11 protein-coding genes and 2 CRISPR repeat arrays are annotated in these 17,751 nt (G+C 68.2%); all 11 genes read left to right on the forward strand.

What is annotated here, in order from left to right; all coding sequences use genetic code 11:
• Positions 1–71 precede the first annotated feature (71 nt).
• Positions 72–317, forward strand: a complete 246-nt coding sequence (locus CGL27_RS16880; RefSeq protein ID WP_119988042.1) for a hypothetical protein — start codon at positions 72–74, stop codon at positions 315–317.
• A gap of 240 nt (positions 318–557) precedes the next feature.
• Positions 558–1,687: direct repeats of the CRISPR family, unit length 21 nt; unit sequence CGGAACACCCCCGCGACGGCG.
• A gap of 937 nt (positions 1,688–2,624) precedes the next feature.
• On the forward strand, positions 2,625–5,090 hold the full coding sequence (locus tag CGL27_RS16885; protein ID WP_119994419.1) for an SdrD B-like domain-containing protein: 2,466 nt from the start codon (positions 2,625–2,627) through the stop codon (positions 5,088–5,090).
• A gap of 366 nt (positions 5,091–5,456) precedes the next feature.
• On the forward strand, positions 5,457–6,296 hold the full coding sequence (locus CGL27_RS52020) for a transposase (protein ID WP_240450522.1): 840 nt from the start codon (positions 5,457–5,459) through the stop codon (positions 6,294–6,296).
• Complete coding sequence (locus CGL27_RS52025) at positions 6,293–7,060, forward strand: transposase (protein WP_240450523.1); 768 nt, start codon at positions 6,293–6,295, stop codon at positions 7,058–7,060. Before CGL27_RS52020 ends, CGL27_RS52025 begins: the two co-directional genes overlap by 4 nt.
• A 1,105-nt stretch (positions 7,061–8,165) precedes the next feature.
• Positions 8,166–9,174: a CRISPR direct-repeat array (repeat unit 26 nt; unit sequence AACACCCCCGCGTCGGCGGGGAGGAC).
• A 251-nt stretch (positions 9,175–9,425) separates the two neighbouring features.
• Positions 9,426–11,978, forward strand: a complete 2,553-nt coding sequence (gene cas3, locus CGL27_RS16895; RefSeq protein ID WP_240450524.1) for a CRISPR-associated helicase Cas3' — start codon at positions 9,426–9,428, stop codon at positions 11,976–11,978.
• Positions 11,975–12,265: a hypothetical protein gene (locus CGL27_RS52030; protein ID WP_240450525.1), complete on the forward strand. Its 291-nt coding sequence runs from the start codon at positions 11,975–11,977 to the stop codon at positions 12,263–12,265. Before cas3 ends, CGL27_RS52030 begins: the two co-directional genes overlap by 4 nt.
• A 466-nt stretch (positions 12,266–12,731) precedes the next feature.
• A complete protein-coding gene (gene casA / locus CGL27_RS16900; protein WP_240450526.1) occupies positions 12,732–14,459 on the forward strand; it encodes a type I-E CRISPR-associated protein Cse1/CasA in 1,728 nt (575 codons plus the stop codon).
• A gap of 87 nt (positions 14,460–14,546) precedes the next feature.
• Positions 14,547–15,152: a type I-E CRISPR-associated protein Cse2/CasB gene (casB, locus tag CGL27_RS16905; protein ID WP_240450527.1), complete on the forward strand. Its 606-nt coding sequence runs from the start codon at positions 14,547–14,549 to the stop codon at positions 15,150–15,152.
• Positions 15,149–16,327, forward strand: coding sequence for a type I-E CRISPR-associated protein Cas7/Cse4/CasC (gene cas7e, locus CGL27_RS16910; RefSeq protein ID WP_119988044.1), 1,179 nt, complete (start codon positions 15,149–15,151; stop codon positions 16,325–16,327). Before casB ends, cas7e begins: the two co-directional genes overlap by 4 nt.
• The gene (cas5e, locus tag CGL27_RS16915; RefSeq protein WP_119988047.1) at positions 16,324–17,085 is read left to right on the forward strand and encodes a type I-E CRISPR-associated protein Cas5/CasD; all 762 of its coding nucleotides are present in this window, start codon (positions 16,324–16,326) and stop codon (positions 17,083–17,085) included. The genes cas7e and cas5e overlap by 4 nt, the downstream gene beginning before the upstream one ends.
• On the forward strand, positions 17,082–17,732 hold the full coding sequence (cas6e, locus tag CGL27_RS16920) for a type I-E CRISPR-associated protein Cas6/Cse3/CasE (protein WP_119988050.1): 651 nt from the start codon (positions 17,082–17,084) through the stop codon (positions 17,730–17,732). Before cas5e ends, cas6e begins: the two co-directional genes overlap by 4 nt.
• Positions 17,733–17,751 lie beyond the last annotated feature (19 nt).

Below are 17,751 nucleotides of genomic sequence, written 5' to 3' on the forward strand. Positions count from 1 at the left end.
GCTTCCCAAAGGGGGCTGGCGGATCGATAACGCGCATCACATGCGCATGGACGCGAAGGACCACAACACCGGTGTATCGCCTCAAGTACGACGCTGCCGCCGAGGCCGTCCACAACGCGCTGCCGCCCGAAGCGAGGGAACAACTCACCCTTGCCCTCGCCGACGCGTGCGAGGACCCCATCGCGGCAACCAAGCCCTACGGGCTCGTGGACGACGGCGTCATGCGCAAGATCCTCACCGGTGACGTCCTCGCGATCCTCCTCATAGGCAGCGGCCTCAAGGAGCTCACCGTCCTCCAGGTCGAGTACCTCGGCTGAGTGAATCTCGAAGCCCCCGGCCAACGAGGTCGGGGGCCTTTCGCTGTCCGGCTTGGCATCACCAGTCGATGCTGTTGCCGTTGCCGTCCTCGGCGTTCGTGATCTGGCAGTGAAATCTGGCTTGAGGGTTGAACTTCCCTGAGACGTCGTAGGTTGTCGCGTCAGTCGGCCCACTCTCCAAGCCCGGTCCCACCCCCATGACCCACCGGTCGTATGCCCAGCCCACAGTGTGGCCAGGTCCGAAACACCCCCGCATCGGCGGGGAGGACTACGACGCTTTGCCGCCCTACGAGCAGAGCCTCGGAACACCCCCGCATCGGCGAGGAAGACTGCTCCGCCCAGCACTACCCCGCGACATCGCCGGAACACCCTCGCATCGGCGAGGAGGACCGTGCCGTCCTGGGCGACCAACGCGAAGGTGGTCGGAACACCCCCGCATCGGCGGGGAGGACACCATGCCCGGCGGGTGCAAGTGCGGGGGGAGCGGAACAGCCCCGCGTCGGCGGGGAGGACTGCGCGGGGCCAGATTTCTAGCCCGCGGGGCCAGATGGAACACCCCCGCGACGGCGGGGAGACCGCCACCGGCCTCACCTACCTCTCCGTGCGCGGCGGAACACCCCCGCGACGGCGGGGAGACCGCAGCGACCCCTGATCGTTCGTGCGATCAGAGCGGAACACCCCCGCGACGGCGGGGAGACCTTCGCGATAGGTATGGGGACCTACCGGCACATCGGAACACCCCCGCGACGGCGGGGAGACCGGTCAGCAGCTCGAACATCACGTCCAGGGCGCCGGAACACCCCCGCGACGGCGGGGAGACCTGCACCGTCCCGCGCCCCTGGTCCGTCACCAGCGGAACACCCCCGCGACGGCGGGGAGACCGTGACTTCCAGGACCTGGTGGACGAATCGCTCCGGAACACCCCCGCGACGGCGGGGAGACCGTCAAAAGCACTGAGCTCGTCCGGAGGCAGACGGGAACACCCCCGCGACGACGGGGAGACCCCGGCCTGCTGAAGGCAGGCGAGGGCGGCCGCCGGAACACCCCCGCGACGGCGGGGAGACCTGCGGGCGGTGACGTCCATCGGGTCTCGACTCCGGAACACCCCCGCGACGGCGGGGAGACCAAATCCGCGGCGCGGTCGGGACTGATCCCGGCCGGAACACCCCCGCGACGGCGGGGAGACCGCCTTGGCCCTGCGGGCGAGGACCTTGCGCAGCGGAACACCCCCGCGACGGCGGGGAGACCACGGCCCGAGACGCCATGGTCATCCGTCACGGCGGAACACCCCCGCGACGGCGGGGAGACCGAGGCGTTCGGCGGCGGCCGGGTCCTGGCTGCCGGAACACCCCCGCGACGGCGGGGAGACCTCTTTCTGACCTGCGACTTAGAAACGACTTTGCTTGTTCTTTGCCACGTCAGATGAGGCAAAACGCTCCAGGGGCTGCACGATGCCCACTTTATCCGAGGCACGTTCGGGGAGGGTGACGCTCGGTGGCAAGGCCGTCGGATGACAGCAGTCGGGGCAAGGTGTCAGTGGTGGGTGCTTGGATCGGTCGGCGGAGCGACCTCCCACCGTGTGGCGGGGCGCAAGCCAGTGTTGAAGTGGGAGGAAACGTCATGATGCGCAAGCAAGATGCGCTAGATGAGTCCGCGTGGGGGAAGTCGCGGGGCCTGGATCCGGAGCGGCCTCCGTATCCGCTGGGGGATCCTCAAGATCCCCGACAGAGTCAGCGTCCGGATATGGACGGGGCTCGTCCGTATGTGGACGGCCACCCCCCCGATGACGGCTGCCACCCAGCGTGGCCGCAGCCATCGGCGCCGACCGGCCGCACGCCGCGCGAGCCCCTGTTTGATTCTCAACCTCCGCACGCGGCGCATTGATAACATGTTTCGCCCATTCCTACTCTGCGCCCCCGATCTTGACGCACACCCGGTACAGTATCGTCGCTGGTGGGGCGGTTCAGGATGACTATTCAGACTCTTGTGCTGTTTCCGTGTGGGGAAGCGAGGACGAGTGCAACTGGCCTGGGGGAGGCACTCCCGAGTCCCTGAATTCGCCACATCCGCCAAGATGACTAAGAACGACCGGGTCCACCGAAACTGCGGTGGGCCCTTTTCATGGCCGACGTGTCACCCGGGGTCGGGAAGCCGATGTGCAACTGGAATCGGGTGTTCCGTTCACATGACGAGGGGAGCGTGATGGCTGTGAAAAGAGCGTGTACAAGACTACGCCGGACAGCCGGGAAACGTACGGGCCCGCTGGCACGAGTGGGCTTATCCGGTTTCTTGCTGTTGGGCAGCGCCATGGGCGCGACGGCCGGGACGGCCGCCGCTTCGACTGGCGATGGCACCCTGACAGTTCAGGTGCTGCGCGATTTCTTCGGCACCGGCATGATCAACACGACCATGGATGTGCCGCAGCGGGGCATGAAGGTCGACGTGTCGGACCCTGCCGGCCATCGGGTCACCGGCACCACGGATGCCGCCGGAAAGGTGGTGGTCTCGCCGTCGACCGCGCTGACCGGCGGCCAGTACCGCGTCGACGTCACCGTCCCGGCGCCGTACAACAAGTATCTGCGGGCGGCGCCGGCCTCGACGGCGGAAAACCACTTCGACAGCTTCACGACGTTCGTGGATGTGTCGGGCGGTAAGGACGACTCGGTCATCACCGGAGTCTGGAACCCGGCCGACTACGCACTGCCGGACACGCGGTATTACGTGCCGATCCAGAATGCTTCCAGCGGGAAAGACACCCGGGCACTGGTGGCGTTCGGGACGGACAAACGAGGTACGTGTCCCGACCAGACGGCGTGCCCGACCACGATCAACACGCAGGACCAAGTGGGCACGACGTTCGCACTGGCCTACGACAAGTACCGGAAGCGGCTGTTCCAGGGCGAGTTCGCCCGGCGGTACACCCCGTACGGGCCGGACGGCGGTGATGCGATCTACACCACGCCGACCGACGGTGGGAGCGCGCCGGAGCTGTTCGCGAAGGTGTCGGGCGCCGCGGTGACGCCGCACGACGCCACCAACATGATCAAAGACGCCGGGTTCACCAACGCGCCCGGCAAGGAGAGCATCGGCGGGCTGGCCCTGTCCGAGGACGGCTCGACGCTGTACGCGGTGAACCTGCGGACCCGGCGCCTGGTCAGCTTCGACGCGACCGGGACCACCGCATCCGCACCCGAAGCGACGGTGCGCATCCCGGACCCGGGCTGCGCGGCGTCCACCGACTGGCGGCCATTCGCACTCTCCACACACGACAACAAGCTCTACGTCGGTGGCGTGTGCAGCGCGGAAAGCACGCAGAAGCGCGAAGACCTGAAAGCCGTCGTCTACACCTACGACGGCGAACAATTCGACACCGTGCTGACCCAGCCACTCACCGGCGAGCGCGGCACCGTCTATGCCGGTGCCGAGGGGAACGACCAGGCAAACCACTGGAACCCGTGGAACACCAACCTGGCGACCTGGGACCAATTCAAAGTGAACGGAGGAAGTACCCTCGTCAATCCACAGCCGGAGCTCGCGACCCTCGCCTTCGCCCGTGACGGTTCGATGATCGTCGGTTTCCGCGACCGGTTCATGGACGTGGTCAGTGGAGGCGGGCTGGACCCCCGGCCGGGCAATGACACGCCGGAAAACGGCATGTCCGGTGGTGACATCAACATGGCCTGCGCCAATCCCGACGGTGGATACGCGTGGGAAGGCACCGGGAATTGCCCCAACCACGCCGACCCCGCCACCGACGGCGGCCAGAACAGCGGTGTCGTCGAATACTTCCCGGGCGACTACGTGCGGAACAACGGCGCACCGAACGACCCCCGCGGGGTGCACAACGAAGCCTCCCAAGGGTCGGTCGCCTACATCCCGCAGCAGCAATGGGTCATCAGCACGCAGCTGGACCCGACCGACAACTACAGCACCGACGGGACCGGTTACTACGACATCCAGACGGGTCAAGGGCCCGGTAACAACCATTCCGCCAACGCGTACCAGTTCGTCAGTCCGACCGACAATGGGTTCGGTAAGGCCGGTGGGCTCGGCGATATCGCCTTTGAGGCGGCGAACGCGCCGATCCAGATCGGCAACCGGGTGTGGTTCGACGGCGACCACAATGGGATCCAGGATCCCGAGGGTCCCAACGAAGTGCCGCTGCCGGACGCGACGATCAACCTGTTGGACACCAGCGGCAAGCAGGTCGCCACGACCACGACCGACGCCGCCGGCGAGTACTACTTCGGTGGAGTCGGCGCCGCCTACGAGCTCAAGCCGGGTGCGAAGTACACAGTGCAGTTCGATGTGTGCACCGCAGACACCAGCAAGGTGCCGAGGCAGCCGGCGGCCACCAAACTGCGGTTCACGCTCCCGCGGGCCGGCGCCAACCGAGCACATGACTCCAATGTGACCCCGCCGACGACCGGGCGACTGTGTAATGGACGCGCACCTGTCACGGCGCCGGACAAGCCGGGCGAGGTCGATCACACGATCGACGCCGGCGTGTACATCCCCAAAAAAACACCGCCGACTCCTACGCCGACACCCACTCCGCCATCGTCTGAGCCGCCAACCCATGAGCCGCCCGCGTCCGCACCGCCCAACCAGCCGGGCCCCCAGACCGGCGGAGGCACAGGTGGCACAGGTTCGCTGGCCCACACAGGTACGTCGTCCGGCCTGATGAAGATCGCCTCCCTCAGTGCCCTGCTGCTCGGCACAGGCGCGACATTCGCCTTCGTGACCCGGAAGCGTCGCGCCAAGACGCACTGAGACAGCACGGAAAGACGGGTGATCCGCCCGCCCGCGACATCGCAGGGCGCGAGCGGGCGGACCACTCCCGGCGGATCACGTTCGACGACCGGTCGATCGACGTCGCGGGCATTGATCGCGAAAGCCGCGCGGCGACCGCCGAGTAAGCGCACGAGCCCCGTCCATATCCGGACGCTGACTCTGTCGGGGATCTTGAGGATCCCCGGCGGGGCAGCATGATCAACGGGCATGCTCGGCTCTGTTCAAGGACCGATGCAGTTGTCGAGGTGCCCGTTGTCGCTCCACCCCCGTTCTGGTGAGCAAGTCCCTTCTCTGACCGTGCAGATGGCGCGAGCGAGCAACCCGGGCGGTACAACGGCGATGTGGGTGAGAGACCGCCTGGGCGGGCCGTGGCGTGACGAGGACTTCGCCAACTGGTACCCGCGCGACGGCCGCCCAGGGCTCTCGCCCGCCCATCTGGCCACCGTCTGTGTGCTCCAGTTCCTGCTCGGTCTGTCGGACCGGCAGGCGGCCGAAGAGGTTCGCTGCCGCATCGATTTCAAATACGCGCTGGCCATGGAACTGGACGATCCCGGCTTCCACCACAGCGTGCTGGCCGACTTCCGCGACCGTCTCATCGAGGACGGCCGAGCCGACCGTCTCCTCGACCTCGCGCTCGCGCGTCTGAAGGAGGCCGGTCTCGTCCGCGAGCGCACCACCCAGCGCACGGACTCCACTCATGTCCTGGCCGCGGTGCGCGACCTGACCCGGCTGGAACTGGTCACCGAGGCCGTCCGCGCCGCGCTGGAAGAGCTGGCCTGCACAGCTTCGCACCTGCTGGCCGACCTGGTGGACGAGGAGTGGGGGCGCCGTTATGGCCGCCCGGTCCGTCTGGGCAAGAACCCCACCCGCCCCAAGACCAGGATCCTCGCCACCGGAGGCGACGCCGTCCGGCTGCTGGAGCACGTCGGGGAGCATGGGGCGGATCGCCTGTCCGGTCCCCGCGTCCAGGCCCTGCGGCAGATCATGGTGCAGAACTACTACCGTGACGGGGCCGGCCGCCTGCGCTGGCGCACCGTGGAGGACGGCGGGCTGCCGCCCTCGGCCGTCGCGGTCGTCTCGCCCTACGACCCGACGGCCCGCTACGCGCGCCGCGGACATGTCACCCGCTGGAAAGGGTTCGTCGCACATCTCACCGAGACCTGCGATCCTGCGGCGTCAACGTGATCACCGATGTGGCGACCACCGACGCCACCGGCTACGACGCGAAGGCTCTGCCCGGCATCCATACCCGGCTCAAGCGCCGCGGGCTGCTGCCCGCCGAGCATCTGGTCGACGGCGGCTACACCTCCCTGGTCCATCTGGAACAGACAGCCCGCGAACACCGGGTCACGGTCACCGGACCACTGCCGGTCAACACCACCCGCCAGAACCGCAGGAACAACGGCTTCGGCCGCGACGACTTCCACATCGACTTCGACCGCAGGCAGGTCACCTGCCCGCAGGGCGAGACCAGCGCGGGATGGCACGGCCCCTATCCGGCCTCCTCACCCACCGCGGCACCTCTGATCGTGGCACGGTTCACCAAGAGCCAGTGCCGTCCCTGCCCGGTCCGCACCCGCTGCACGACCACCGCCGACAGCGCCCGGAGCGTGGGCTTTCCCCCGCGAGAACTCCGTGACCTGCAACTCCGCGTCCGCGCCGAGCAACAGACATCCGAATGGCAGGCCCGCTACGCGGTCCGCTCCGGAGTGGAAGGCACCGTCAACGAGCTCGCCCACGGACACGGCATGCGCCGCTGTCGCTACCGGGGACAGCACAAAGCCCACTTACAGCACGTGTTCACAGCCATCGCCGCAAACATCGAGCGCCTCAGCCGACAGCCGCCGACCGGAGAAGCACCTCCGTCACGGCCGCCGACCGCCTGCCAGAACTACCTGGACCAGCACGGGATCCCCCGGCCGAGGTCATGGCGGTCCGCCAGAGACTGAGCAGACCGCCAAGATCCCCGACAGAGTCAGCGTCCGCGTTGGCCGGGGGCTTTTTGCTGCCCGGCTTGGCGTCACCAGTCGATGCTGTTGCCGTTGTCGTCCTCGGCGTTCGTGATCTGGCAGTTGAATCTGGCTGAGGGTTGAACTTCCCGGAGACGTCGTAGGTTGTGGCGTCAGTCGGCCCACTCTCCATGCCCGGCCCCACCCCCATGACCCACTGGTCGTTTGCCCAGCCCACAGTGTTGCCGTCCTACGTGAACTTCACATCGGCCTTGTAGTCGTGCCCCCGGCTGTTCGTGTTGTCCACCACCACATGCGCGGTCAATACCGGGTCCCCGGTGTTGCCCCGCTCCACGCTGCACCCAGTGGACCTGCGCCTGCCCCGTGGACTCGGCCAGGGCCGGGGCTGCAGGCAGGAACGCCAAGGGTGCGGCCGGCGCGATAGCGGCGATCGCCCACCGTCGCGATCTGCAATTCATGGCCTTCCTCCCTTCAATCCGGCGCCAGACTGGTACCGCCTCCGCGGGTTGCACCGGCCAGCGTGCCTCTCTCCGTGTAACCGCCAAAGGCCGCAGCGTGGATCACCCAAGCGGGGGAGGCATTGGCCACGTCACCGCCAGGCGCTGTCCAGCCCCCACATGACCGGGCCCCAGCCGCCCACCATCACCACAGTCAGCGCCGCCAGCCACACAAACACGCCCGACGGTGCCGACCACGGCTCCTCTGGCTTCGGCGGCTTTACGGGGCAGCACTTCGAGCAGTGCGGGTCATCAGGCGTCCCCGCAGCATGACTCCCGTGGCGAAACGGACGGCCTCGGATGCGGCAGTCCACCCGGATAGGTGATGGGTCGAGGTGCCCTGGAGGCAGCCATAGCGGCTGGAGGGCGCCTATCCGAAAAACTCGACCAACTACCAGCCGTCATCACCGAGGCCATGAAGAACGGGTTCGCTGGCATCCGCGACAGCGCCCAGGACGCGGCCAGAGACGCCAGCACCTCCGCGGCATCCGCCAGCAGAGGAGTCGACGGCCTGCACCTCGACCCGCCCTCTCGTATGTCGCATCCAATGCTTGCTGTATCTCGGACCGCGGCGCGATGGCCGGGTCCGGAACACCCCCGCGTCGGCAGGGAGGACGCCTGCTCCAGGGTGATGCCGGGGTGCGCCCGCGGAACACCGCCACGTCGACGGGGAGGACCTGATCGTGGCGATCAAGTACGCCTGGGATCACGGAACACCCCCGCGTCGGTGAGGAGGACGTCTGCGGGCGGTCCGTAACCCGGTCCTCGTCGGCAAAACACCCCCGCGTCGGCGGGGAGGACACAGCCGCCGGAACCGCGTGCGCGGCGTGCGCCGGAACACCCCCGCGTCGGCGGGGAGGACTTCTGCGACCAGCTGTAGACGTCCATCATCGTCGGAACACCCCCGCGTCGGCGGGGAGGACCCCTGACCCTGCGCGAGTTGACCGTGGGGCAGCGGAACACCCCCGCGTCGGCGGGGAGGACTCCCTGGTCTGGCTCGTGGTCTCGAACGCCGACGGAACACCCCCGCGTCGGCGGGGAGGACCCGCGGAGTTCGGCCAGGCCGTCGCTGTACTGCGGAACACCCCCGCGTCGGCGGGGAGGACGGCCAGAGCGACTCCTCCGTCGTCCTTGACGACGGAACACCCCCGCGTCGGCGGGGAGGACGAAGTGACCGTCTTCCGCACCGAGATGATCACCGGAACACCCCCGCCTCGGCGGGGAGGACCGACGGTCGGCAGCGCCAAGCTGGTGGCGGATCGGAACACCCCCGCGTCGGCGGGGAGGACGACCGCATCACGGTCGTACCCGACTCGGTCGTCGGAACACCCCCGCGTCGGCGGGGAGGACGTCCAGTTGGGCCCGGGGCCGTTCTTGTAGTGCGGAACACCCCCGCGTCGGCGGGGAGGACCTCACCCACCCCGAGGCAGGAGCAGAGCCCTTCGGAACACCCCCGCGTCGGCGGGGAGGACCCCTCACGGCGCCCGTGAGGGGGGTTGGGGGTGCGGAACACCCCCGCGTCGGCGGGGAGGACCGCCGGGTCCGAAGAGCCGACACCTGGGTTCGATGGAACACCCCCGCGTCGGCGGGGAGGACCTCTTTCTGACCTGCGGCTTAGAAACGACTTTGCTTGTTCTTTGCCAGATCAGGCGAGGCAAAACGCTCCAGGGGCTGCACGATGCCGACTTTATCCGAGGCATGTTCGGGAAGGGCGACGCTCGGTGGTAAGGCCGTCGGATGACAGCAGTCGGGTCAAGGTGTCAGTGGTGGGTGCTTGGATCAGTCGGTGGAGTGACCTCCCACCGTGTGGCGGGGCGCAAGCCAGTGTTGAAGTGGGAGGAAACGTCATGATGCGCAAGCAAGATGCGCTAGATGAGTCCGCGTGGGGGAAGTCGCGGGGCCTGGATCCGGAGCGGCCTCCGTATCCGCTGGTGAGGCATCTTCTTGATGCGGCGGCGATGGCGTTGCACCTGTGGGACGTCTACCTGTCGGAGAACCAGCGGGTCCGGATCGCCGAGGGTACGGGGCTGGGGGGCGAACTGGAGCGCGCCCGGGCCCTGGCCGGGCTGTGTGCCGGGCTGCACGACATCGGCAAGCTCTCCGGGTTCCAGTTCTGTTCACGGCATGGCGTCCAGCACCTCAGCGCGGGATTGCGTGCGGACAGCGAGAAGATGAGCGCGGATCGTGTCGGCCACGATGTCGCTGGTATGGCGGCTGCGGCAGAGGTGCTGCAGGCGCTGGGGTTCGAAGAGGATGAGGAGCTGAAGGCCACGCAGCGGGTGGCCGAGATCATCGGTGGCCATCACGGCCGTTTCCACCGAGCCGAGGATGGTGTCAGTCCGGCCTTCCTCGGTGGGGACGCGTGGAGTCGGCAGCGAGTCGCGCATGCCGTCGCAGTGCATGAGGTGTTGGGGTTCCCGGTAGCGCCGGAGTCGTTCAAGGCGCCGGCCGCGGTGCTGGTGACTGGTGTGGTGATTCTTGCAGACTGGCTGGTGAGCCAGGAGACCTACCTGAGGCGACGCCAGCGGGAACTCCAGCCGTCATTGGCAGAGCATTTCCGGCGTTCACAGGCGGATGCTCCCCAACTTCTTGGAGATGCCGGGCTGGCTCCGGTGCCGCTGGAGCGCAAGGAGTTCGCCGAGGCGTACGGCATCATCGGCGAGCCGAACCCGTTGCAGCAATCGGTCATGGACGAGTTGCCGACTGCGGTCGGGGCGGGCGAGCGTGGCGGGATCCTGCTGGTGACCGCGGCGCCGGGGGACGGGAAGAGCGAGACGGCGCTGGAGGCCGAGCGGGTCCTGTCGCAGAGGTTCGGGACGCGGGGATATGCGTTTCTGCTGCCGACGATGGCCACGAGCGATCAGATGCATGGCCGGGTCACCAAGACTCTGCTGAATCAGTCGGGTCGGGACGCTGGGCTGACGCTGGTCCACAGTACGGCCTGGCTCAACAGTGCCTACGCCGATGAGGGCCTTGAGGGTGAGGCGGTGGTGACCTGCGACGGCGATGAGGCTGCGGCCGGGCACCGCCGCAGGGAGGCGGACATGCGGCCGCAGCGGTGGCTGCGTGGGTCCAAGCGTCCGCTGCTGGCGCAGTTCGCGGTCGGCACAGTCGACCAGGCGCTCATGGCGGTTCTGCCGGTGCGGCACAACGCGCTGCGCCTGCTGGCGTTGTCGGGCAAGACGTTCATCGTGGACGAGGCACACGCCTACGACCCGTACATGCAGGTGCTATTGGGCCGGTTGCTGAACTGGCTCGGAGCGTACGGGGTGCCGGTGGTGCTGTTGTCGGCGACCCTGCCGGCTTCGGTGAGCGACCGGTTGATCAAGGAGTATTTGCAGGGCGCGGGTCACTCGACAAAGGCGTTGCGCAAGCGGGTGTTTCCGGCCCCGTACCCCGGCTGGCTGTACGTGGACGCTGAGAGTGGCCGGTGCGCGCAGATGTCGGAGGCTCAGCGGCAGGAGCAGGCCCGCGCCCGGCGCATAAGGCTGGGCCTCACGGTGGAACGGGTCGTCCACGGTTCGCAGGGAGGGCCTCGGAACCGGATAGCGGTGATCGAGCGGCTGGTACAGCCGGTGGCCGAGGGAGACGGTGGTACAGCCCTGGTGGTGTGCAACACGGTCGGCGACGCGCAGGAGACGTACCAGCGGCTGTGCGGAAAATTCGACCGGCGCTCCCATGCCGAGGGAGGGAGTGTGCAACTGCTCCACGCTCGCTTCCCCGGGGACGTGCGCGAGGAACGTACGCGTGACGTCACCGACGGTCTGGGGCGCAAGGGCCCGAGGCCACGGCGACGGATTGTCGTTGCTACGCAAGTTGTCGAGCAGTCGCTCGACCTGGACGCCGACATTGTGATCAGCGACCTCGCGCCGCTGTCCCTGCTGTTGCAGCGGGCTGGCCGGTGCTGGAGGCACGAGAATCACTGGGCCCGCTACGGATATCCCGAGGGGGTGGGCGCCCGGCGTGGGCTGATGGGCCGCGCCTGGTCGTACTCGACCCGATGGCCGATGGCGGGAAGGTGCCGGTGCAGTGGGGGGAGGTGTACTCCGAGTTTCTGCTCGGCGCCACCTCCCGGAAGCTTGCGGAACTCGAGAGCGGGACCATTTCCGTCCCGGACGATGTGCAGGCACTCGTGGAAGCTGTCCACGGTGACGGCGAGCAGTTCGACTGGGGCGACCCCGGCGGCCCCGAGGGGAAGGCGTGGGTGGCCCACAAGGGCAAGGAGACGGCCGAGCGGAGCATGGCCGGCCTGCGGGCTGTCTTCCGCGCGCGACAGGTTGCCCAGCTTGTCGACCTGCATCATCTGGAGGGCGAAGAGGACGAGTGGGAGCTGTCCACCCGGCTCGGTGCCGACTCGGTCCGCCTGTTGTGCGCCTTCGTTCAGGAGGACGGGCGCGTGACGCTCGACCCGGAGGGCAAGGAGTCGCTGCCGTCAGCCTCTGAGGGGGATCGTGTGCCAGCCGCGGCCGTGCGCAAGGTGATGCGTCGCACGATTCCTGTGCGTTCCGACTGGCTTCACAGTCCGGACGGGGACAGTATGAGCCCGCCGGGGTCCTGGACGGAACACCCGATGCTGGGGGACCTGCGCGTCCTTTATCAGCCGGTGCAGGCAGGAACCGTCCAGGCAGTGCAAGTCGGCGACAAGACACTGCACCTCGACGAGAACCTTGGCCTGGTTCGCGGTTGACGAACGTGGCCCGGCGAAACACCCCCACATCGGCGGGGAAGACGCCGGGCCACAACGTGGCCCGTGCCTCTCGACCGGTACACCCCCACATCGGCGGGGAGGCATGCCCGCTCTCGAAGTTCGGAGGCACGTGCCCGCGGAGAGGCTACCGGGAGAGACGGCGATGGGCCTCGGCAGCGCCCAGGAGCAAGGCACTGCAGGACCCCACCGTGGCAGGGTCCGGCTTCGCGCCGATGACGATCACGATGATGGCTACGACCAGCACCCACGGTGCGGCAACTGCCCACGGGACAGGCATGGAGTGTTGCATGGTTCCCCTCGATGTCGGACGGACCAACTCGCCGTCGCTGGCGCTGAGTTCTACCGAAGCGCCGCCGCGCTTCGCAAGTTGATCTCTTCCCCACACCCCTGCCTTTCGACCTTCATGAAGTGGGTGCGAACGCCTCCGAGTGGTGCTCTACTAGTGGTGCGATTACCGAGACAGGCCCCGATTGTCAGTGGTGCCTGTTTGAATGCCATTACGACGCCCGAGCGGTCAGTTGGGGGGCTTTGCCGTGCATGCGTCGTGAAGATCCGTTTCCTGAAGGGGGATGTCATGACTGGGGGGTTCGACCTGAGGGATGAGCCCTGGATTCCGGCCCGTCTGCTGACCGGGGAATCGGCGCGCCTGGGGCTACGGGGGTTGTTCAAGCGCGCCCACGAGATCGCGGACTTGGAGTTGCCGGTGCCGCCAGCGGCGGCTGGACTGATGCGCATCCTGGCCGTCATGGCGGCCAGGATCGCCGCAGACGGCGAAGTACGACTCGATGACACCGAGAACGCCGAGGACATCGATGACTGGCGGGCCTTGCGTCTGCGGGTCCTGAGGTCCGGCCGGTTCGATCCGGATGCGGTGGATGAGTACTTCGACAAGAGGGTGCCGTCGGGCCGGTTCGACCTGTTCGACTCCGAACGGCCTTTCCTGCAGGACCCGAGGCTGCGTGCAGAGTGCGTGGACGCCAAGGGCGGTCCGAATCCGTCCGGCGTGAACAAACTGGTGATGGGCCGTCCGACGGGCATCAACGGAGCAGTGTTGTTCGGACATTTTACCGACACGGCTCCCGAGCCGGTTCCGGCCGCGGAGGCTGCCTGGCATCTGATCGCGCAGCTTTACTTCGGCCCGTCCGGGCAGTGCACGCCGCGGCGGATCATCAGTGTGCGGGCGGGCAGTGGGGATGCGGCTCCGCTGCGGAAGACCGTGTCGTACTTCGCTTGGGCGCCGGACCTGTTCACCACTCTGGTGCTGGCGGTGCCGAGCCCACAGGCCGAGGTGGACTGGGAGTCCGACGACACCTGCCCGTGGGAGGAGGGTGACCTCGACGCTCCGTTGAACCCGCTCCCGCCGGTCACGTGGCCGGGCAGGGTGCTGACTGGCCGGTTCCGTCACGCTGTTCTGCTGGTGCCGTCGCCGGATGGCCGGTCGGTGACCGATGCGTACCTCACGTGGTCCACGCACGAGCCGCCCCGGCAGGTGCGGGATCCCTTCCAGATTCTGGACCGGAGGAAGGATGGGGAGTTCCAGCCCCGGGAGGCCGATGGAACCCGGGCTCTGTGGCGGGACCTGGATGCGCTGCTGCTGAAGGACAGCCGACAGGACACCCAGCGGCCGCCGTCCTTGGAGGGCCTGCCGCGGACACTGCTGCCTGCTCTGCGGGTGCGCGCCTACGGCTTCGACCAGGACGGCCAGCAGAGGGACAGCGTCTGGTTCCGCTCGACGACTCCGCCGGTCCTGCGATGGCTGGAGGAGAACGACCCGCATATGGCACACCACATCAGCCGCTGCCACGCCTCGGCCGAGCAAGTGAGTGACCGGCTGGACTGGGCAGCGAGGATCGCCTGGAAGATCGCCACGGATACCGCCGTCGACCTCTCACCCAAGGCGAAGATCAAGCTCGATGCACGCAAGCCCGGCCCGTGGGCATCCGCCGCACTCACCCGGTACTGGCCCACTGCCGAAGAGGAGTTCTGGCAGCTGGCCAAGCCGGAGCGGTGCGCCGACCAGGTCGTCAAGCCGTTCGTCCACGCGGCTATGACCGCGCTTGACGAGGCGATCGGTCCGGCGAACCGGGCGGACATCCGGGTGGCGCGCGCCCGTCACCGGGCTCGCTCTCTCCTCCTCGCGCTGCTCGCCCCCAAGGCCGCCTCAGCCGGCTGACGTTCTGGCTCGCCAGTTCCTTTTTCATACTGACCGTGTGGTCGGCTAGTTCAGCCCATTCACCATGCCCCTGACCAGGAATGTCCCATGACAGATTCTGTGGCGGCCCCCGCTCCGCCCAAGTACGACAAATTCGTTTCCTTCGTCCACCGCCTGTGCCAGGACAACAGGCAACGGGCCGAGCTACGCAGAGGTCTGGGCCTGCCGGTCGAGCGGTGCAACTACATGCACCGCCACCTGGTTCCCTGGCTCCGTGACAACGACGACCACGGTTACGGCGATGTGCGGCGCGCCTACTACGGCGTCGCTTCACTGATCGCGGCGCGCCCGCGCAGTGCCCGCCAGGACAACCCCGAGGACACCAGCTCCACCGCCTGGCATCAGCGCCCCAACCTGGGGGCCTCGCTCGGTCAGGCCGTCGCCAAGGGCGTCTTCAAGGCGAACACGGCGGAGAGCGCCCTGCACCTGATGTCCCGACAGAGCGGCGACGCCGTCCACCGGAGCCTGCCCGCCTTGCTCGCACAGCTCACCGGCGGCGGCATCACGGTCGACTGGGCGGTCCTGCTGAAGGACCTGTCCTGGTGGAACCGCGACCGCGACCGCATCGCCACCCGCTGGCTCGACAGCTATTTCCGCACCGACACCGGTGAGGCCGACCCCATCACCGATCTTCCCGAGGAGAACAAGCGATGACCCTCTACCTGGACCTGAGCGCCCTCCAGTCGGTGCCGGTCGCCAACCTCAACCGTGATGATCTCGGCTCGCCCAAGCAGGTCCGCTACGGCAACGCGCTGCGGATCCGAGTCTCCAGCCAGTCCTGGAAGCGGGTCATCAGGCACGGCGTCGAGCAGGACCTCGGAGAGAAGGCCGCCCGCACCCGCATGGTGCCCGTGAAGGTGCAGCAGGCCCTGCAGAAGGCGGGCTGGCCAGCAGAGTTGGCCGCGTTCGCCGGAGCCCAGGTCGCGGCGAGCGCCGGGAAGAAGGGCATTGGCACGGAGAAGGCCGGCCACACCTCGGTACTGCTGTTCCTGCCCGAGGCCGCCATCGAGGAACTCGCCGTGGTGTGCACCGAGCACCGGGAGGCTCTCGAGAAGGGCTTGGAGGCTCAGGAGATGGCCAAGGAAAAGAGCAAGGCCAAGGGCAAGGAGGACCCTGGCCAACTGCTGCCCCCGAACCGGATCGAGACGATCCTCAAGCGGCGCACCGCCTCCATCGGCCTGCTGGGCCGCATGCTCGCCGAACTCCCCGACGCCAACGTGGATGGCGCCGCCCAGGTCGCACATGCCTTCACCACCCACGCGGCCGAGCCGCAGCGCGACTACTTCACCGCGGTCGACGACTGGCTCGGTGAAGCCGAGACCGGCAGCGGCCACCTCGACACCGCAGAGTTCAGCGCCGGGGTCCTCTACCGGTACGCGACCGTCAACGTCACCGACCTGCTGAAGAACCTCGAGGGTGATGCCAAGGCCGCCCGGACCGTGCTCGCCTCCTTCGCCGAGCACTTCCTGCTGTCCCTGCCGCAGGCCAAGAAGAACAGCACCGCCCCGCACACCCTCCCCGACCTCGCCTACCTCGCGGTGCGCGAACACCGGCCGCTGTCCCTGGCCGCGGCCTTCGAGACCCCGGTCACCTCGGACATCCAGGGCGGCTTCTCCCGGCCCTCCCGCACCGCGCTGGACGTCTACGCGCGCAACATCAACCGCCTGACCGGCGAGCGCAACCGGCCCTTCCACGGACACACCGTCATCGACCCCGAGGAGAAGTTCACCGGCCTCGGCCAGGCGCACGCCTCCTACCACCAGCTCGTCGAGGCCGCCGTGGACGCCGCGTACCCCGCCTCCGGCACGGACGCGGAGGGGCAGCAGTGAGCGGACTGCTGCTGCGGCTGGCCGGGCCCCTGCAGTCCTGGGGTGAGCGGTCGGTGTTCACCCCCGTGCGGGACACCGCCGCCTTCCCGACCCGTTCGGCGCTGATCGGGATGTTCGCCGCCGCCCAGGGAATCGGCCGCGGCGACGGTGGCCTGGACCGGTATCAGGACGTGCGGCTCACTGTGCGGGTGGACCGTCCTGGCGTGCGGCTGGTGGATTACCACACGGTCGGCGGCGGCTTCCCCAAAGCCCGCACCGCCGCCACCAGCGGTGGCGGCAACAAGGGCGCGGCCGTCGTTACCCGCCGCCACTACCTCGCCGACGCGGTGTTCGTCGTCGCCATCAGAGCACCCGACGACACGGTCGAACAGCTCGCCCAGGCGCTGCGCCGCCCTCACTGGGCGCCCTACCTCGGCCGCCGCTCCTGCGCGCCGGACGAGCCGTTCCTCCTGCGCAGCCACATCGCCGACCCGGAGAGAGAACTGCGCACCGCGGTCCCCCTCAGCCGCACCTCGTCCCGCCAGGAAAAAGGCGACACCATCGCGGTGGAGTTCCTCCACGAACAGCCGCCCCGCGACGGGGCGGCCGATGTCATCGACATCAACGACGTCCCGGTGAGCTTCGCCCAGGAAGGACGTACTCACATCGGCCGTCGCCTTTATCGCACCGTGGAGCCGGTGCACCGAGATCTGGCAGGCCCTCAGCACACCCTTCTCACGCGCCTGATCGAATACGCCCACGCCGAGGAAAGCGCATGAACGACCACCCGGTGATCGCCCGGATCCGTCTCAACCCCTACAGCCGCGAGGTGCAGAGGGACCTGCGCGACGCCACCCAGATGCACAAGACAGTGATGCGGATGGTCCCAGACGGCCTCGGCGACTCCCCACGCCAACGGGCAGGCGTCCTCTACCGCCTGGACGAGACCGACACCTCCAGCACTCTCCTCGTCCAGGCCGCCCAGCTCGCCCCCTCCCTCCTGCCCAGCGGATACGGGCAGGCCGACACCAAGAGCCTGGCGCCGATGTTGACCGCGCTGCGCAAAGGGCTGGCAGTGCACTACCGCATCGTCCTCAACCCCACCAAACGGGAACGAGTCTCCCTGGAGGAGAAAGGAAAACGCGGCCGCATCGTGCCGCTGTCCGGCGCGGACGCCGACCAGTGGTGGCTGCGCCGCGCCACCGACGCCGGCCTGCAGCCGCACATCCTGACGCCCACCACCATGCAACCGGTCCGCCCCCGAGGACAGAACACCCCCGGGATGAGGCACAGCCTCGTCCGCTACGACGGAACAGCCACCATCACCAACCCCGATGCTCTGCGCGACGCCGTGCTGAACGGCATCGGACGCGGAAAACCCTACGGTGCCGGCCTCCTCAGCCTTGCCCCCGCCACCGCCGCATGAGCGCACCGAAAAGGGGGAG

Origin of the sequence: Streptomyces sp. 11-1-2 (assembly GCF_003595545.1) — a bacterium.
GTDB classification, from domain to species: domain Bacteria; phylum Actinomycetota; class Actinomycetes; order Streptomycetales; family Streptomycetaceae; genus Streptomyces; species Streptomyces hygroscopicus_B.